Genomic DNA, 17119 nt, shown 5'->3' on the forward strand with positions numbered 1-17119 from the left:
TTAATGCGATACGCAGACTTCAATTGTTTTTGTTGAGCCTCGAATTATTAAATCATTTTATATTCTTTCAAATAGATACTATGGATGAGTATATTTTATTGTCCATATATTTATTGGGCAATCAGCCATATTATCAATATTTTATGGGGAGTATATGCGTACTAAGCCATATCAATCCTACTCTGACTAGAGATTTTATTAGAACTTTAGGGCAGCTATCAATACTCCGTCACAGACCAGAATATTACTAGCACCAAGCTTAAACACCGAAATAATGATCAAAAAAATGCGCAGGTTTTAGGCTGCGCATTTGGTACTTAGACTTGGGTGCGTTGACCTAAATCAACTTCCTAGAAACGGTGACGGATACCTAACATGACAGTCTTTCCATTTTCGAGGCCGGTGTACTGGTCTACCAGAAATACCGCATAGAGATCAGTGCGTCGAGAAATAAAATGATCGTACACAATAGAGGTGGTATTGCGGGTCGGATTAACTCCAGATGTAACGGTGCCGGCTGGAAGTGTTGCGACTGGTGTAGGAGAATACGCGGACACGCCAGTTGCTGGCAATGTGATCGACGTATGTCCCCAAGATACTAACAATTTCCCCTCTGCATTGATCGGTATTGCAGCACCTAGCTGACTGGTATTAAACCGGCGGTCAGAATTGGCTGTAGTAAATTCCTGCTTAGTCTGGGCGAATTGTGCATACAGTTTGGCAATGCCCAAATCATAAAAAGCCCCAAGCATCAAGGATTGCTGCTTGTCTTCGGTGGCGAGTGCCAGTGGAATTTTGGTCTGTTCCAGCGCAATGCTCAGACCAAGCGGCCCTTTGATGTAATTCATATTTGCACTAATGCGATTTTTGCTATTGTTGCCTGCTACTTCTCCAAAACTGTACTGAAACGAGCCTTTCAAACCAGATAAATCGGGAGTGCTATATTGCACGGCATTGGAGGCACCGCTGTCCGGCGTATTGAGCGGCGGTGCCAATAAGGGATTTTGCCCGCCAGTGTAGGTATGCAAAAATATAGGTGCAAAAGCGGAAGAATCTCCCATTGGATTGAATATGATCATCGACATGAAATAAGGGGTGCTATTGCGTCCCAGGCGAACTTCGCCAAACGTGCCGTTCAAAGTTACCACGGCACGGCGCGAAAAAAGCGTGTCGTCTGCGACATTAGGTATTCCTGAAAAGCGTCCGCTCTGCCCTGTGTCATTACGGACGAAAGCGGACAAATCAAAACCTGCCCTCAAACCACCACCCAAATCCTCAGTACCTGAAAAACTCAAGTACGATGTGCTCATGCCACCGCTGTTCATGGCGGCTGTACTTTTTTGACCCGCATATTGTGTGATGCCAGTATTCGCATCAATTAATCCGCTCACGGTAACGCTCGATTGTGCATATGCAGAACCCGAAAACAGTGCTGCAAGTAATGTGATGAGTGTCGTTTTTTTCATGTTTGTCTCCGTCTTATTTATAATTGGTAAATCAATAAAATCATTGTTCTAATGCACATTCCTCCGTCACTACTTGAGTAAAACTCTATTTTTTGCGGCAAAATCCCCGGCTTCATTTAATGAAGCCAATTGATTTTTGGGGAAAGAAATTTTCTGGGGTGGGCGGTATAAAAATATCCGCCCTATTTTTTAACCGGTCGTCACCAAGACTGGTTTGGCCGGGACTGATGACATCAAATTATTGTCAAAAATAGCGACTGCGCGCGTCCAGCCAGCCGAGGCACCGCGTATCTTTACCGGGAAGCAGGAAACCATAAATCCGCTGGCGGGAAGTGCGGCCAGATTGCCTAATTTCTCCAGATGACAATATCCAATTAGTCGCCCTGCCTTGTGCCCTTCCCAGATCAGACTGGCATCACCAGTCTCTGCAAATTTTTTAGCAGTGTGAGCAAACGGTGCATCCCAACTCCATGCATCGGTACCGGTCAGACGCACGCCGCGCTCCAACAAATACATGGTTGCCTCAAAGCCCATCCCGCATCCAGAACGCACATAATCTGGCTGTCCATAACGTGCACCGGCAGCGGTGTTGACCAGAACAATGTCCAATGGTTTTAAGCTATGTCCAATACGTGTAAGTTCATCCTCAACATCTTGGGCAGTGACTACATAACCATCTTGAAAGTGACGAAAATCTAATTTAATACCGGGTTGAAAACACCAGTTGAGGTCAACTTCATCGATCGATAAGGCACGTTCCCCCTCATTCATCGTGGAATGAAAATGATATGGTGCATCGAGATGCGTACCATTATGAGTATTGAGCTGTACATCCTCCACGGCCCAGGCTTCACCATCAGGTAAATCTTCTTTTTTAAGACCTGGGAAGAAGGGAGAAATTTGCTCAAAACTCATCTCATGATTGGTGTAATTAATCTTAGGCCCCAGACCTGGCGGATCAGAAATCACATCATTTTCCAGATGAATCGAAATGTCTACAAAGTGACGAATGGGTGCTGTAATACTATTCAAGATGTTCTCCCAAAATAATTGATAAATTTGATTTATAAAATTAGTTGATTGATTTTTTGCCTGCTTGTCATTGCATCAGGCTTTATCTTTTCCAGATCAACAGGCGTTGTTCAAGCAAATACAAGAGAAAATTACTTCCTAGTCCAATGCCACCCAGTAGCAATACTCCTGCAAACAAATCTGCCGCCCGGAACGAGCGTGCAGCCAACAAAATAGCTGTGCCCAAGCCACTTTGCGATGTCAACATTTCACCGACAACTGCGAGGATGAGTGAAATGGTTAGTGATATCCGCATACCCGCTAGTGCATCAACTAATGCGTTCGGTAAGCCAATCTTGACAATAAAAGCGAAGCGAGACAGGCCAAGCACTCTGGATACCTCGTTTAATCTTGGCTCGATACTTGCGAACCCATGTATCGTCCCCAATAACACTGGCCAGATCGCGCCGAAGGTGATGACGAATAAGACCATGGCAGGTGATAAACCAAACAATGCGATTGCCACCGGCACCAGAGCAGAGGCCGGCAGTGGTCGAATAAACTCAAACGAGGGTTGCAACCATGCGCGCATCGTTGCAGAAACACCGATCAAGGTACCGAGCACAATGCCGAACACAGAAGCTAATAACCAACCGTAAAACATCCTCGTCACGGTGCCACGTGTCAGTTCTGGTAAATCACCATTGATCCAGGCATCTTGTAGCGACAAAAATGTGGCTGCAGGTCCGGGTAAAAATACGGGAGATATCCACTGTTTCTCGGCAATCAATGCCCAAAGACCAAGCAAGGCTATGGTTACAGACACGCTACCGATATGGCACAAGAGCCGGAATGATGAGTTTGATAAATGATTCATCCTGCTGCTCTTATCATGCGAGGTGAGAAAAGACGGAGTTGTAAGCGAACGAGAAATGCATTCATCGCCCAGCCAATCAAGCCTATCCACGCCAACAGTGCCAGCATTAATTGAGGCTGTAGATTCTGTTGTGCCGACATCATTGCGTAACCAAGTCCGTAAGGATTCGCCGCAATTTCAACCGTGATTGCTACCACCAGCGCTATTCCTGCTGATAGTCGAAATGCGATAAAAATTCGTGGCAATGCCGCCGGAAAAATAATTTTTCTCACCTGATCATGGCTTGATAGTCCCAAGACTTTTGCGACATCCAATAATTGACGTTCAACATGACCTACAGCATTTTTAGTCAATATCAGCATGGGAAAGCAGCAAGTGAATGCAACGACGATGATTTCCATCCGATACCCAAAGCCAAAAATCATCATTGCAATGGGTATCAATGCTACCGACGGAATGGGCATAAGCAACTGCACAGTTAAAGCACCTAAACGCGAAGAAATGGGCGATAAGCCGAACCAACACCCAATCATCAGACCAACACCACCACCCAACGCCAAACCTGCCAATGCGGCACCAAGCGTTTGTTTTGTCGCTCGCCACAAATCTCCCTCATTGCTTGCATTTTTTAAAGCAACGATGACATCGCTCGGCTTTGCAAGGGCATCGCTTTGTATGCCAGACTGCCGCATCGCCGTTTCAGCAATAATCAGTAAACAAAAAGGAACTACCCATCCGCGTAGAAACGCTAACTGCTGCCTGAGTTGTTGTGACTGTGATTTCATTCGTGATGCTCCTGAATAAAATCAAACAATTCACGACGTAGCTTTAAGAAATTACTATCCTCTCGCGTTGTCAACTGGTCTCTGGGACGAGGGAGCGACACGGATAGTGATTGCGCTAAACTGGTTTGGCTACGCCCCGGATTAGCACGCAAGGCGATGATGCGATCCCCTAAGTAAATCGCCTCTTCCAAGTCGTGGGTGATAAACAGCACTGTTGTGCCAGTCTCTGCAACAATGTCGGACAATTCATCTTGCAAACCTTGACGAGTCATCGCATCAAGCGCACCAAAGGGTTCATCCATCAGAAGGATGGCTGGCTCTTGCGCAAGACAACGTGCGATTTGTACTCGTTGCTGCATGCCACCGGATAACTCTGCAGGATATTTCCCGGCATGTTTGGATAAACCCACCTTGGCAAGTAAGCGCATGATCCGATCAGAACGCTCTACCTTCGGCATTCCCATCGCCTCTAAAGCTAAGGCCACGTTTCCCGCGACAGTACGCCATGGCAGCAAGGCTTTGCCATAATCCTGAAAAACAATGGCAACGTCTCTGGACGGTCCGGTGATCACGCTATCGCCGCGTAATATTTGCCCGGAACTCGGCGTAATCAACCCCGTCATCAAGCGCAGCAAAGTCGTCTTTCCACAACCTGAGGGGCCGACTACGCAAACGAATTCTCCCTTCGCCATCGAGAAATCGAGTTCGTTGATAATGCGGCGGCCACCAAGATCTAATGAAACTTTGTTGAATCTAAGAATAGTTGGCGCTGGGTTATTTTCTGTATTGACTGAGGTTTGGCTGCTGGCAGCCGGATAATTGACAGCCGCATTGGTACGCAATGCCAGAACTGATGCACTCATGATGAAGTCTCCAATTCAACGCAAACTTACCGGACAATGATGGACGCAAGATCAGGCGTGTTCTTGTAGGCTTCTTTATTTGGCGTCTTGAACATTTCTTGCTGACGCATTGCATTCACCCAAAAACTAAGATGATTCGCTGTAATCTCAGTGCTCAACTTGGGTATGGGTAGCGTCTCCAGAACTTGTGGTGGAACCTTTACATATTTCCCGATGATGCCGCGGGTTGCCTGCGGATTCGCTAAAGCAAACTCAACCGCTTCTGCCAGAGCGTCATTAATATTTTTGAGAACAACTGGATTTTTCTTGGCCCACTGACGTGTAGTTGCATATACCACTACTGAGAAACCGTCAGGCAGATCTTTTGAAAGATTGGCATAGACTGATCCAACCCCGCTTTGCTCGATCCGGCTCATGAAAGGATCTGCGACCACGACCGCATCGACGTTTCCACCTTTCAGTACGTCGTTCATCTGTGGAAATGGAATTTCAATAAAGTTGATTTTTTTCGCATCGACTCCTTTGTAGAAAAACCATTTTCGTATCAATACATGCAAGGCTCCACTCAGACCTGGAACGCCAATTTTTTTACCGACGAAATCTGCGGGAGTACGAATGTCAGAGCCCGCTTTAAGTAGTAGCCCAGGATTTTTTGCGTTGCTGTCACTAAGCGAGGCACTTGCAAATGTAACCAAGTCAAGGCCGCTCGATGTCGCCATGAGCAAGGTGCTTGGCGCGATACCGCCAATCTGTATTGACTCTGACTGCAGTGCAGGCGGAATGTTAGACGTTAAGGTGATCAATTGAAGCTCAACATCCACCCCACGTTTTTTGAAGAAGCCTTTATCTTTTGCAACAAATGCGGCGGCAAAATCAGAAATCCCGGTATAACCAAACACGACGGGTGTTTGTGCCATGGTGGTGGCACTAAATAGCTGTATTGCCACTGCCGCTACAACTAATAAATAATGTTTTACTGTTTTCATACTTGTCTCCATTGTTTAATTTTTCTATGCGGTGAGGGCATCTTTGTACCTCTACGAGTCACCGCAAATTCTTGCTCTATTTTTTCCTATGCGACGATTTTGTTGCGCAATATACCGATATGTTCAACCTCCAGCTCAATCACATCCCCCGCCTTCAGAAAGCGACCGTGTTCGAGACCGCATCCCATGCCCTGCGCTCCAGAGCAGGTGCCAGAACCAAAAAATTCTCCCGGATACAAAGTCTCGCTTTTCGACACATAGGCAAGCACTTCTTCAAAGCTGAAATACATGTCACGACTATTGCCGCGCGATACCTCGTCGCCATTGATGCGGGCACTCATTGTCAATGCATAGGGATCAGGAATTTCATCCGGCGTGACCAATACTGGCCCCATACAATTGCCGGTATCAAAGTCTTTTCCTTTTGCTGGGCCCAAACGTCCGCCCATTTCTCGACCTTGAATATCACGGGCAGAAAAATCATTAAAAATCGTGTAACCACCGATGTAGCTGCGAGCCTGATTGACATTGATATCGTACCCGCGCTTACATAAATAAATACCGAATTCAAGTTCGTAATCAAATACGTTGGTGTAAGACGGCATCACAATATCCGCGTTATTACCGACGACAGAAAAACGATTTCCTTTGTAATAAACCGGCCGCTCATACCAAGGCAGACTGCTGGTGTAAGCCAGCGTATGTTGACGACCAAAGGTTTTCTCTATCCAAAGATCAAGTTTTGCACGCCATGGTTTCATTCCATATTTACGCGTTGCATTGATGACGTGCTGTTCAAAATTCATGAACTCCCGTATCGATTCCGGTGTAGGAACTGGCGCCAGCATTTTTACCGCGGTGATGTTGAGCACTAACTCAGAGGCAGAATTTTGTATTCCATATTCCATTGCTGAGATTGCGGCTTCATACGCGAGCTTGTCTCCAGCCAGGTAAGTGAGCATTGTTGCCAAATGTAAGCTTGATTTACCATGCTGCTGGAAGAAAGCAGCCTGTAGCCTGACAAGGCAAGTGTCGCCAGAAAACAGAGCGCCGATTTCCATCCGCTCTTCATAAACGTAGGTGATTAATCTCATTTGTCTCTCGTTGTCATTTTTATGGATGTCGTCGGCACAATCTTTATTTTTGTGACGAATTGATCGCTTTGACGAACTTTAGTTGAGTGTGAAGTTTCAGTGAAATCGTTTGTTTCGAACTATACTTTCGGTATAACCGAATGCTCATCAATGAAGGAATACACATGCATTTCAAAGGACTAGATCTGAATTTACTGGTGGCGCTGGATGTTTTACTAAAAGAAAAAAGTATTACGCGCGCCAGTCAGTTGTTGCATTTAAGCCCGTCTAGTGTGAGTGGCGCACTTGCCAGATTGCGTGAGTATTTTGATGATGAGATATTGGTATTAGTCGGCAGAAAAATGGTACCCACTCCATTGGGGGACATGATTGCCAGTTCGGTAGGCGATATTTTGTTGCAGGTGCAATCGACGATAGATCTGCGACCACATTTTGATCCCGCTACAGCAAAACGAAACTTTACTTTGATGATGTCGGATTACATATCGACCGTATTGATGAGTGGCGCTCTGCGAAAAATACAACAAATTTCCCCAGGGATCACATTTGATATGGTGCCACCGACAGATACTCACAGTGAGGCACTGGATAGAGGTGAAATTGATTTGCTCATCATGCCAAAGAGTTTGATTTCTTCCACACATCCTGCAGAAGTTTTATTTGAAGACAGCTATGTTTGCCTCGTATCAGAAGACAATCCGTATGTCGGGAATGAATGCTCATTAGAGCAATATTGCAGTATGGGGCATGTCGTTGTGAAAGCTGGTACGCCACGCGGACTCACACATGGCGATGTGTTCTTAGCGCAAATGAAAATAGAACGACAGGTCGAGATATTTACTCTCAGTTTTAATTGTCTGCCACGCTACCTTATCGGTACCAATCGCATTGCCACAGTACAAAAAAAACTAGCTGACGAATATATGAACTATTTACCGCTCAAATCGGTGCCCTTGCCGTTCAAGATTCCTGCTCTGATAGAAATGATACAGTGGCATCGCTATAAAGAAAAAGACCCTGCACTGACCTGGTTCAGACAATATTTAAAGCAAATGAATGACCAATTTTGATGAAAAGGATTAAGCATTAAGTTTGTAAAAAAGCTGATCCTCTTTACAAACCTGGTGCAAGTCCACGCCAGCGCTGACGCATTTACATAAGGTCTGAACTACGGTGTGTTGACATAGGATTTGAGATTTATTTATTTTTTTACATATGAGCAGGGTCTATCATCATGGACCCTATTGACCGTAACAATTTTCTTAACTGTCCGTGCAAGGCAGTACATTCATCTGCGCCGAGTTCTGCAAGCATCGCAACCTCTAGCTTTGCAACCGCAATATCACAGTTTTTTAATAAACTTTGTCCAGATTCCGTCAAGCTGATCTGAATGATACGACCATGGCTAGCATCTGGCTGGCGCTCTATCCATCCTCGACTCTCCATCGTCTTGACCATCTCATTCGCTGATTGAGGTGACACCATGGATCGCTCCGCCAACTGTGCGTTTGATAATTGGCTTTGTGCGTTTAATACCGACAAGGCTGTGTATTGCGGTGCTGTCAGGCCTAAAACAGCAAGACTGTCGCGTAGCCGTCGATTCAGCACATGATCAATCCGTCCAATGAGATATGCGATTCCTATTGGTTTGACATCAGTTGTAGGTGTCGTTGCTGTCGTTATTGTCGTCAATTTTTTCATTGTAAAAAAATTTCAAATATTTCTTGTTATTTGTTTTGGAATAGTTATATTATAAGTTAAGTATCAGGTAGCCTGATATTAAACCTTATAAAAACAGAGGAGAAATTATGGCAAATTATGACACGCGCTGGAGCACTGTAAAAGTTGATGTAGCGGATGGTATCGCTTGGGTCACATTAAACCGTCCAAGCAAGCGTAATGCAATGAGTCCGACACTTAATCGCGAAATGATCGATGTACTCGATACGCTTGAGCTAGATTCTGACGTCGATGTTTTGGTATTAACTGGAGAAGGCGACGCTTGGTCAGCAGGTATGGATTTAAAAGAATACTTCCGCGAAACCGATGGCCAGCCAGAAATCGTCCAAGAAAGAATGCGCAGAGATTGCTCTCAATGGCAATGGAAATTATTGCGCATGTATAACAAGGCGACCATCGCCATGGTCAATGGCTGGTGTTTTGGCGGAGCGTTCTCGCCGCTAGTTGCCTGCGATCTGGCGATCTCTGCAGATGAGGCTGTTTTTGGTCTGTCTGAAATAAATTGGGGCATTCCTCCCGGGAATTTAGTCAGTAAAGCGGTTGCTGACACGATGGGGCATCGTAACGCCTTGCATTACATTATGACCGGCGATACTTTCACTGGTAAGCAGGCAGCTGAAATGGGATTGGTGAACAAAAGTGTGCCACGTGCAGAATTACGCGAGGCGGTGATTGAGCTCGCACAAAAACTATTGGCTAAAAATCCTGTGGTTTTACGTTTTGCAAAACAAGGCTTTAAACGTTGTCGTGAACTCAATTGGGAGCAAAACGAAGACTATCTGTATGCAAAAGTCGATCAGTCTAATCATCGTGACCCTGAAAAAGGTCGCCAGGAAGGTTTAAAACAATTCCTGGACGAAAAAACGATTAAACCGGGTTTGCAAACGTATAAACGTGCTTGAAGACATGTGCTAAGTGTGATTTGAAAAGATCAGCAGTGCACGTCTAAAACGATTAAAACAATTTAAAACAATTCAAAACAATTCAAAAATATATAACGCCAGACAGATATTGGCAGACAGTACGTCTGCCAGATTGTCGATACAGGCGAGACCAACCGGGCTGTTTGCCGAGGAGATTTCAGTATGTTCAATGTTCGTCTATTCATTGGCGGGGCGACTCGTGCCGCCTCAACTCAAGCTACCTATCAACGGATGAATCCAGCGAACGGCGAGCTGGCCAGCATCGCATCCGCAGCCACACCAGAAGATGCAGATGCTGCAGTAACTGCGGCGGCATCCGCTTTTCCGGCATGGTCAGCCATGCTGCCAGCGGAGCGCCGACGTTTGCTACTCAAAGCAGCGGATGTGATGGAGGGGTACGCAAGCGAATTTGTAGCCAGAGCGATTGCTGAGGCGGGCGGTATGCCCGGTTGGTACCATTTCAATGTAGCCCTCGCTGCGGGCATGTTGCGTGAAGCAGCATCAATGACGACCCAAATTAAAGGCGACATCATTCCATCGAATGTTCCGGGCAGCATGGCAATGGGAATACGTCAGGCTTGTGGCGTTGTTGTTGGGATTGCTCCTTGGAATGCACCCGTCATTTTGGGAACGCGAGCCATCGCCATGCCTTTGGCTTGTGGTAATACTGTCATATTAAAGGCATCGGAAATCTGTCCGGCGATACACAGTCTAATCGGACAAGTCTTTCAGGAGGCTGGTTTTCCAGAAGGTGTCGTCAATGTCATCACCAACGCACCTGAGGATGCCCCAGCGATCGTTGAGCGCTTGATTGCCAATCCTGCGGTAAAGCGTATCAACTTTACCGGCTCTACAAGGGTCGGGAAAATCATCGCGCAGCAAGCGGCTAAATACTTAAAGCCAGTATTACTGGAGTTAGGTGGGAAAAATGCCCTGATTGTCTTAAACGATGCGGATGTTGACGAAGCAGTTGAAGCAGCTGCTTTCGGTGCCTTTTTTAACCAAGGGCAAATTTGCATGTCCACCGACAGAATTATTGTTCAACATGAGATTGCCGATCTGTTCGTACAAAAACTGACGGCAAAGGCCTTGACGCTGCATGCGGAAGTATCTGGACATGCAGAGGCGATTCTGGGCGGCATGGTTGATGTGCATGCAGCAGATCGCGTAGTCGCAACAGTAGAAGACGCCGTTGCTAACGGCGCGATATTACCTACCGGACCATTGCGCCATCAGGGCAATGTGGTACAGGCAACCGTTGTAGATCACATGACGCCGGCCATGCGACTTTATACAGAAGAATCTTTCGGTCCAGTCGTAGGAATATTACGCGTCGGTAGCGACGATGAAGCGATTAAAGTAGCAAACAGCAGCGATTATGGGCTTTCTGCGGCAGTCTTCAGCCGTGACATTACGCGCGCCCTTGCAATGGCAAGACGTATCGAATCAGGCATCTGCCATATCAACGGACCCACAGTTCATGATGAGGCGCAAATGCCGTTTGGTGGTGTAAAGCAAAGTGGCTACGGTCGCTTTGGTGGCACAGCTGCTATCAATGAGTTCACCGAACTGCGCTGGATTACCATTCAGACTGGTAGTCGTCACTATCCGATCTGAAATGGAGATGACGATGAACCAAGTCGTTCGAGAGCATGCGACACATGCCAGTCACCTGGACTTGTCGCAGTACCGCCCGGTAGCGGTGGCAGAGGTAATTGCAACAGTAAAAAAAGAGTCTGATCGACTATGGCGTATTAACGCCACAGAACCTTTACAAAAATATCCTGAACGTCTGAGTGACTGCCTGATACGAGGTGCAGAACAGTACCCAGATCGGATTTTGCTTGCGACTCGAGGAGCTGACGGAGATTGGATCAAACTGACTTATTGCGAGGTATTCCGCCAGGCGCGGCATATTGGACAAGCCTTGCTCAATGCTGGTCTGTCGGCAGAACGTCCATTAATGATATTGTCAGCGAACGATGCGCCGCACTTGCTGCTGGCAATGGGTGCCATGCTGGCAGGGATCGCTTATTGCCCGGTATCGCCGGCCTACTCTATCGTCGCAACCGATCTTGGAAAATTGGCGCAGCTGGTGCAGCATGTCACGCCCGGCATGGTGTATGCCAGCAGTGGCAGCTTATTTAGTAAAGCAATTCTTAGTGCTGTGCCTGAAGACGTTGTCATCGTGCTGGAACAGGGTTCAGTTGCTGGACGCGAGACTTGTCACTTTGAAACATTACTGACAACGCCAATCGATAGCATAGATAGGGTTTCTGCAACAGTGACTGCAGATACCATCGCTAAGTTTATGTTCACGTCTGGCTCCACTAATTCACCCAAGGCTGTAATTACCACACATCGCATGCTGTGCAGTAACCAGCAAATGCTATTGCAGACGTTTCCATTTTTTGGTGAGCAAGACCCTGTATTGATGGATTGGCTACCCTGGAATCACACTTTTGGCGGTAGCCATAATTTTGGTATCGCTTTATACAATGGTGGTAGTTACTATGTTGACGATGGCAAACCTACCACGCAAGACTTCCATAAGACATTGCGCAATCTGCGTGAAATTTCTCCTATCGTATTTTTTAATGTGCCAAAAGGATGGGAGCTGTTAACTGAGGCACTGGAAAAAGATAGTGCATTGTGTAAACGCTTCTATTCACGCATGCGATTATTTTTCTTTGCCGGAGCCGCACTCTCTCAAGCTGCATGGAATCGTCTTGACCGCGTGACTGCACAACATTGTGGCGAGAGGATACGGATGATGGCCGGACTGGGAATGACCGAAACGTCGCCATCATGTACCTTCACAACAGGTCCGGTAATGATGGCAGGTTACGTCGGATTACCTGCGCCCGGTTGTGAAGTAAAACTTGTCTTGTTGGGTGACAAATTTGAAGTGCGCTTCAAAGGGCCGCATGTAATGCCGGGATATTGGCGGGCAGCCCAAAATACCGCAGACGCTTTTGATGAAGAAGGCTTTTACCGGACCGGTGACGCTGTCCGTTTTGTCGATCCGGCAGCTCCAGAAATTGGACTCATGTTTGATGGTCGGATTGCTGAAGATTTTAAGTTAAGTAGCGGTACTTTTGTCAGTGTCGGTCCGCTTAGGGCAAAGGTGATTAGCGAGGGAGCGCCTTATATACAAGACGTTGTTGTGACTGGAATCAACCGGGACACGATAGGTCTGTTCATTTTTCCACGCCTGGATAATTGCATTCTTTTAGCCGGTTTAACTGCCGATGCACATGCATCTGAGGTATTTTCCAGTCCGGCGGTTCGCGCTTATTTCCATCACTTACTAAAACGTTTAAATGAAAACGCGACTGGATCGGCCTCTCGTATTGCCCGCTTAATGCTGATGGAGGAAGCACCATCACTGAATAAAAGCGAAATTACCGATAAAGGGTCAATTAACCAGCGTGCCGTACTCATCAACCGTGCTGATCTGGTTGACCAGATGTATGACAGTGATGATGCGCCCTGCATTCTTGCAAGTTAAGCGAAGTATAGCGACAGCCCGCAACAGAAATAAAAGTAGCAGTAGAGGCAACGACAGAAACAGCAATAAAAGTTTTTTGAAATTACACGCATAAATATCCACAAAAACATCCACAAAATATAAGGCGCAAAAAGCGCCGTCCAAAGGAGACAAAATGACCACCAACTCGAATTTCAGGCAAGGAAGTGTGAGAACGATAGCTTTATGTTTTATAGTCGCTTTACTAGAAGGACTAGATTTACAGGTCACTGGTCTTGCCGCATCTGGCATCGGTGCAGAATTTAAGTTAAGCCCGGCACAAATGGGATGGATGTTCAGCGCTGGCTTGCTTGGTCTCTTGCCCGGTGGTTTTGTTGGCGGCAGACTGGCGGACAAAATCGGCCGCAAAATGATACTGGTCATCTCAGTCATTCTTTTTGGTGTATTTTCACTCGCTTCTGTATATGCCTGGGATTATTCAAGTTTTTTGGCAGCTCGCTTAATGACGGGGCTAGGTTTGGGTGCAGCGCTACCAGTCCTGATCTTATTATCGTCGGAAGCCTTCGAGGAAAAGTATCGCAGTACAGCTGTCAGCATGACTTATTGCGGCGTACCTTTAGGCGGCGCGCTAGCCTCTCTGTTTGGCATGTTAAATCTGGGTTATGGCTGGCGTAGCCTTTTTTATATCGGTGGCTTATTGCCAATTATCGTCGCAATAGCATTACTCATTTGGTTACCGGAATCTCGTGCATTTCAAAAAGAGAACCTTAGTCGGGGACAACGTCAAGCTACTACGCAAACCGCATTTAGTGACCTGTTCCGGCACAAAATGTGGCACTCAACTACCCTACTATGGCTAGGATTCTTTTTTACGATCACCACTTTATATCTGCTATTAAATTGGCTGCCCTCTCTGCTGATGCGGCAAGGAATCGATCGCTCACACGCCAGTATCGTACAAATATTTTTTAATCTCGGTGGTGCAGCAGGTGCCCTGTTGACTGGTCGCCTGCTCGATCGCACCCGCCCCGCGATGGTGGTTGTATTGACCTATACAGGTATGTTGCTGTCACTTGCAGCCTTGGGATTGTCTGATAGTTTTGCCGTGATGGTATTGGCTGGCGGCTTAGCGGGATATTGCGCTTTGGGTGCTCAGTTGGTTCAGTATTCGCTGGCACCCAAACTATACTCAACTTATATCCGTGCGACTGGTGTCGGCACGGCGTTGACTATCGGGCGCATGGGCGCAGTCGGCGGACCATTGATTGCCGGGGCAATTCTCGCCACTGGTGCGGGTGTTGGTGGCGTGATGCTTGCTGCATCGCCAGGTCTTGTTATTGCTGCCGCATGCGCATTAGTCTTGTTTGAGAAGCGCGCCATCCGTAGTTAAGCCAAGTCAAGAACAGATCCCCAACGTTCAATTAAGCAATCAAAACAAGTTGGGGAAGCTCAATAATCTTCAACATTCTTTCTTTGCATGAAACATATACTATGGGTAGGTATATTTTATTGTCCATATAATCATTGGACAATCAGGCATATTTTTAAAAAACCACGGGGAGTATATGTATCGCAAACTAGTTTTAAGCTGTAACAGATAGAGAAACTACAGAACCATCAAGACATGTATCAGTACTGTATTGCAGACAAACAATCTACCCACAACGATCTTGACTTGATTCTGTAAAAACAAAAAAATGCGCAGGTTTTACGCTGCGCATTTTTTATCTCAGTTGAAATTTAAGCCGAAATTTCAACTAAAAATACAGTTGAACTACTCAATACCATTTAACCGTTGAAGCTTTTTCCTTCTGCTGCCAGTTTTGCCAGCAACGGCGCTACTTTCCATGCATCGCCATGACGACCTTTGGCGTATTTGTCCATCGCCATGACGACGTTTGGCAAACCAACGGTGTCAGCGTAGAACATCGGGCCACCGCGATGCAGAGGGAAGCCGTAGCCGGTTAAGTAGACCATATCGATATCTGAAGCACGGGTAGCGATGCCCTCTTCCAGAATGTGTGCAGCTTCGTTCACCAAGGCGTAAATCAGGCGTTCAACAATTTCCTGATCGCTGACTTTACGGCGCTCTACACCAAGATCGGCTGAATGCTTGATGATCATGTCGTTGACGATTTGCGATGGATACGCTTTACGGTCGCCCGGTTTGTAGTCATACCAGCCTGCACCGGTTTTTTGACCATAACGCCCTAACTCACACAGCAGATCTGCCGTTTTGGAATAGGTTACTTCTGGCTTTTCCAAATAGCGACGTTTGCGGATATACCAGCCGATATCATTGCCAGCCAAGTCACCCATGCGGAACGGGCCCATTGCAAAACCCATTTTTTCGACAGCTTTATCAACCTGCTCCGGAGTGCAGCCCTCTTCCAACAAGAAGCCTGCCTGGCGGCTATATTGTTCGATCATACGATTGCCGATAAAGCCATCGCAGACACCAGAAACTACGCCCGTTTTTTTGATTTTTTTGGACAATGCTAAGGTCGTAGCGAGTACGTCTTTTGCCGTTTTTTTGCCGCGGACGATTTCCAGCAATTTCATCACATTGGCTGGGCTGAAGAAATGCGTTCCGATCACATCTTCCGGACGTTTGGTAAAACTGGCAATCTTATCGACGTCGAGTGTGGAGGTGTTGGATGCCAAGATTGCACCAGGTTTCATGACCTCATCGAGCTTTTTGAATACTTGCTCTTTCACACCCATGTCTTCAAATACGGCTTCTACTACGATATCCGCTTGGCCGATGGCTTCATAAGATAAAGTACCAGTGATCAGCGCAACCCGCTGATCAAATTTCTCTTGGGTCAATTTGCCCTTTTTCAGCGTGTTTTCGTAATTTTTACGAATCGTTGCTAATCCTTTGTCCAATGCTTCTTGCTTCATTTCCAGAATTTGCACTGGGATGCCCGCATTAGCAAAGTTCATCGCAATACCACCGCCCATGGTGCCGGCACCAATCACGGCAACCGATTTAATCGGGCGAACCGGAGTGTCTTCCGGTACATCGGGCAGTTTGCTGGCGGCACGTTCACCAAAGAAGGCATGACGTAAGGCTTTAGATTCTGTGGTTTGGACCAACTCAAGAAACAGCTCTCGCTCAAATTTAATACCATCGTCAAATTTGTGCGTGATGGAAGCCGCAACGGCTTCAACACATTTCAGCGGCGCGGGGAAAGGCCCCGACATCGCGCGCACAGTGTTGCGGGAGAACTGTAAAAACGCTTCGTAATTTGGGTAGTTGACTTTGATGTCGCGTACTTTTGGCAGAGGACGTACGTCAGCGACTTTGGCCGCAAATGCTAGCGCACCTTGCATCAGATCGCCCTCGATCATTTCATTGAACAAGGCTGTTTTTGCGAGTTTTTCAGAAGGGATTGCGGTACCAGACACGATCATGTTCAGTGCCATTTCTAAACCTAATACGCGTGGCAAACGTTGTGTGCCACCGGCACCAGGTAAGATGCCCAGTTTAACTTCTGGCAGAGCGATTTGTGCGCCAGCGATAGCGACACGATAGTTGCAACCCAGCGCCAGTTCCAGACCACCGCCCATGCAGACAGAATGTATCGCAGCGATAACAGGCTTACTGGAACCTTCCACTATATTAATCACCGTGTGCAGCGTTGGCTCCGCCATGGCTTTAGGTGAATTAAATTCTTTGATGTCTGCACCGCCAGAGAATGCTTTGCCAGCACCAGTGATGATGATTGATTTGACCGCGTCATCGTTGAGGGCCTGCTTCATACCTTCAACAATCGCACTGCGAGTGGAGTGACCCAAACCATTTACAGGGGGATTGTTTAGCGTGATGACGGCGACGTTACCGTTGACTTGATATTCTGCGCTCATGTCTCTTCCTAAGG

The 17119-nt window shown here is 46.8% G+C and carries 14 protein-coding genes; 5 read left to right on the top strand and 9 right to left on the bottom strand.

All coding sequences use genetic code 11. The features are described 5' to 3' along the window. Positions 1-350 precede the first annotated feature (350 nt). The 7 genes from AAKU61_RS11765 to AAKU61_RS11795 all read right to left on the bottom strand — a co-directional run bounded on the left by AAKU61_RS11765 (position 351) and on the right by AAKU61_RS11795 (position 7082). Positions 351-1466 carry a porin gene (locus tag AAKU61_RS11765; RefSeq protein WP_354332417.1) on the bottom strand — a complete coding sequence of 372 codons (1116 nt, stop codon included), beginning with the start codon at positions 1464-1466 and terminating at the stop codon, positions 351-353. A gap of 189 nt (positions 1467-1655) precedes the next feature. Beyond that, the gene (locus AAKU61_RS11770) at positions 1656-2498 is read right to left on the bottom strand and encodes a cyclase family protein (protein ID WP_354332419.1); all 843 of its coding nucleotides are present in this window, start codon (positions 2496-2498) and stop codon (positions 1656-1658) included. An 82-nt stretch (positions 2499-2580) separates the two neighbouring features. Continuing rightward, the gene (locus AAKU61_RS11775) at positions 2581-3354 is read right to left on the bottom strand and encodes an ABC transporter permease (RefSeq protein WP_354332421.1); all 774 of its coding nucleotides are present in this window, start codon (positions 3352-3354) and stop codon (positions 2581-2583) included. Continuing rightward, the gene (locus tag AAKU61_RS11780) at positions 3351-4139 is read right to left on the bottom strand and encodes an ABC transporter permease (RefSeq protein ID WP_354332423.1); all 789 of its coding nucleotides are present in this window, start codon (positions 4137-4139) and stop codon (positions 3351-3353) included. The genes AAKU61_RS11775 and AAKU61_RS11780 overlap by 4 nt, the downstream gene beginning before the upstream one ends. After that, positions 4136-5002 (bottom strand): ABC transporter ATP-binding protein, encoded by an 867-nt coding sequence (locus tag AAKU61_RS11785; protein ID WP_354332425.1) that lies wholly within the window; start codon positions 5000-5002, stop codon positions 4136-4138. Before AAKU61_RS11785 ends, AAKU61_RS11780 begins: the two co-directional genes overlap by 4 nt. 26 nt (positions 5003-5028) lie before the next feature. After that, positions 5029-5988 carry an ABC transporter substrate-binding protein gene (locus tag AAKU61_RS11790; RefSeq protein WP_354332427.1) on the bottom strand — a complete coding sequence of 320 codons (960 nt, stop codon included), beginning with the start codon at positions 5986-5988 and terminating at the stop codon, positions 5029-5031. An 86-nt stretch (positions 5989-6074) separates the two neighbouring features. Further along, on the bottom strand, positions 6075-7082 hold the full coding sequence (locus tag AAKU61_RS11795; RefSeq protein ID WP_354332428.1) for a fumarylacetoacetate hydrolase family protein: 1008 nt from the start codon (positions 7080-7082) through the stop codon (positions 6075-6077). Between the two features lie 164 nt (positions 7083-7246). On the opposite strand from AAKU61_RS11795, the gene AAKU61_RS11800 reads away from it, so the two are divergent. After that, positions 7247-8152, top strand: coding sequence for a LysR family transcriptional regulator (locus AAKU61_RS11800; RefSeq protein WP_354332430.1), 906 nt, complete (start codon positions 7247-7249; stop codon positions 8150-8152). 139 nt (positions 8153-8291) lie between these two features. On the opposite strand, the gene AAKU61_RS11805 is transcribed toward AAKU61_RS11800, so the two are convergent. Further along, positions 8292-8783 carry a MarR family winged helix-turn-helix transcriptional regulator gene (locus AAKU61_RS11805; RefSeq protein ID WP_503012603.1) on the bottom strand — a complete coding sequence of 164 codons (492 nt, stop codon included), beginning with the start codon at positions 8781-8783 and terminating at the stop codon, positions 8292-8294. 107 nt (positions 8784-8890) lie between these two features. On the opposite strand from AAKU61_RS11805, the gene AAKU61_RS11810 reads away from it, so the two are divergent. From AAKU61_RS11810 to mhpT, 4 genes are all read left to right on the top strand, one after another. Continuing rightward, on the top strand, positions 8891-9724 hold the full coding sequence (locus AAKU61_RS11810) for a p-hydroxycinnamoyl CoA hydratase/lyase (RefSeq protein WP_354332432.1): 834 nt from the start codon (positions 8891-8893) through the stop codon (positions 9722-9724). A gap of 183 nt (positions 9725-9907) precedes the next feature. Beyond that, positions 9908-11362: an aldehyde dehydrogenase gene (locus tag AAKU61_RS11815; protein ID WP_354332434.1), complete on the top strand. Its 1455-nt coding sequence runs from the start codon at positions 9908-9910 to the stop codon at positions 11360-11362. Positions 11363-11375: 13 nt separating this feature from the next. Beyond that, entirely contained in the window at positions 11376-13256 is a 1881-nt protein-coding gene (locus AAKU61_RS11820) for a feruloyl-CoA synthase (protein ID WP_354332436.1), read from the top strand. Positions 13257-13410: 154 nt separating this feature from the next. Then, positions 13411-14625 carry a 3-(3-hydroxy-phenyl)propionate transporter MhpT gene (gene mhpT / locus AAKU61_RS11825; RefSeq protein ID WP_354332438.1) on the top strand — a complete coding sequence of 405 codons (1215 nt, stop codon included), beginning with the start codon at positions 13411-13413 and terminating at the stop codon, positions 14623-14625. Positions 14626-15023: 398 nt separating this feature from the next. Here mhpT and AAKU61_RS11830 read toward each other — a convergent pair whose 3' ends face one another. Beyond that, entirely contained in the window at positions 15024-17105 is a 2082-nt protein-coding gene (locus tag AAKU61_RS11830; protein ID WP_354332439.1) for a 3-hydroxyacyl-CoA dehydrogenase NAD-binding domain-containing protein, read from the bottom strand. Positions 17106-17119: the final 14 nt, after the last annotated feature.

The sequence above is a fragment of the Undibacterium sp. GrIS 1.2 genome, from assembly GCF_040544435.1.
Taxonomy (GTDB): domain Bacteria; phylum Pseudomonadota; class Gammaproteobacteria; order Burkholderiales; family Burkholderiaceae_D; genus Undibacterium.

Coding starts and splice junctions, on each gene's coding strand:
- AAKU61_RS11790 (WP_354332427.1), bottom strand. CDS start 5,988: ATGAAAACAGTAAAACATTATTTATTAGTTGTAGCGGCAGTGGCAATA.
- AAKU61_RS11765 (WP_354332417.1), bottom strand. CDS start 1,466: ATGAAAAAAACGACACTCATCACATTACTTGCAGCACTGTTTTCGGGT.
- AAKU61_RS11785 (WP_354332425.1), bottom strand. CDS start 5,002: ATGAGTGCATCAGTTCTGGCATTGCGTACCAATGCGGCTGTCAATTAT.
- AAKU61_RS11780 (WP_354332423.1), bottom strand. CDS start 4,139: ATGAAATCACAGTCACAACAACTCAGGCAGCAGTTAGCGTTTCTACGC.
- AAKU61_RS11820 (WP_354332436.1), top strand. CDS start 11,376: ATGAACCAAGTCGTTCGAGAGCATGCGACACATGCCAGTCACCTGGAC.
- AAKU61_RS11805 (WP_503012603.1), bottom strand. CDS start 8,783: ATGAAAAAATTGACGACAATAACGACAGCAACGACACCTACAACTGAT.
- AAKU61_RS11815 (WP_354332434.1), top strand. CDS start 9,908: ATGTTCAATGTTCGTCTATTCATTGGCGGGGCGACTCGTGCCGCCTCA.
- AAKU61_RS11830 (WP_354332439.1), bottom strand. CDS start 17,105: ATGAGCGCAGAATATCAAGTCAACGGTAACGTCGCCGTCATCACGCTA.
- mhpT (WP_354332438.1), top strand. CDS start 13,411: ATGACCACCAACTCGAATTTCAGGCAAGGAAGTGTGAGAACGATAGCT.
- AAKU61_RS11800 (WP_354332430.1), top strand. CDS start 7,247: ATGCATTTCAAAGGACTAGATCTGAATTTACTGGTGGCGCTGGATGTT.
- AAKU61_RS11795 (WP_354332428.1), bottom strand. CDS start 7,082: ATGAGATTAATCACCTACGTTTATGAAGAGCGGATGGAAATCGGCGCT.
- AAKU61_RS11775 (WP_354332421.1), bottom strand. CDS start 3,354: ATGAATCATTTATCAAACTCATCATTCCGGCTCTTGTGCCATATCGGT.
- AAKU61_RS11810 (WP_354332432.1), top strand. CDS start 8,891: ATGGCAAATTATGACACGCGCTGGAGCACTGTAAAAGTTGATGTAGCG.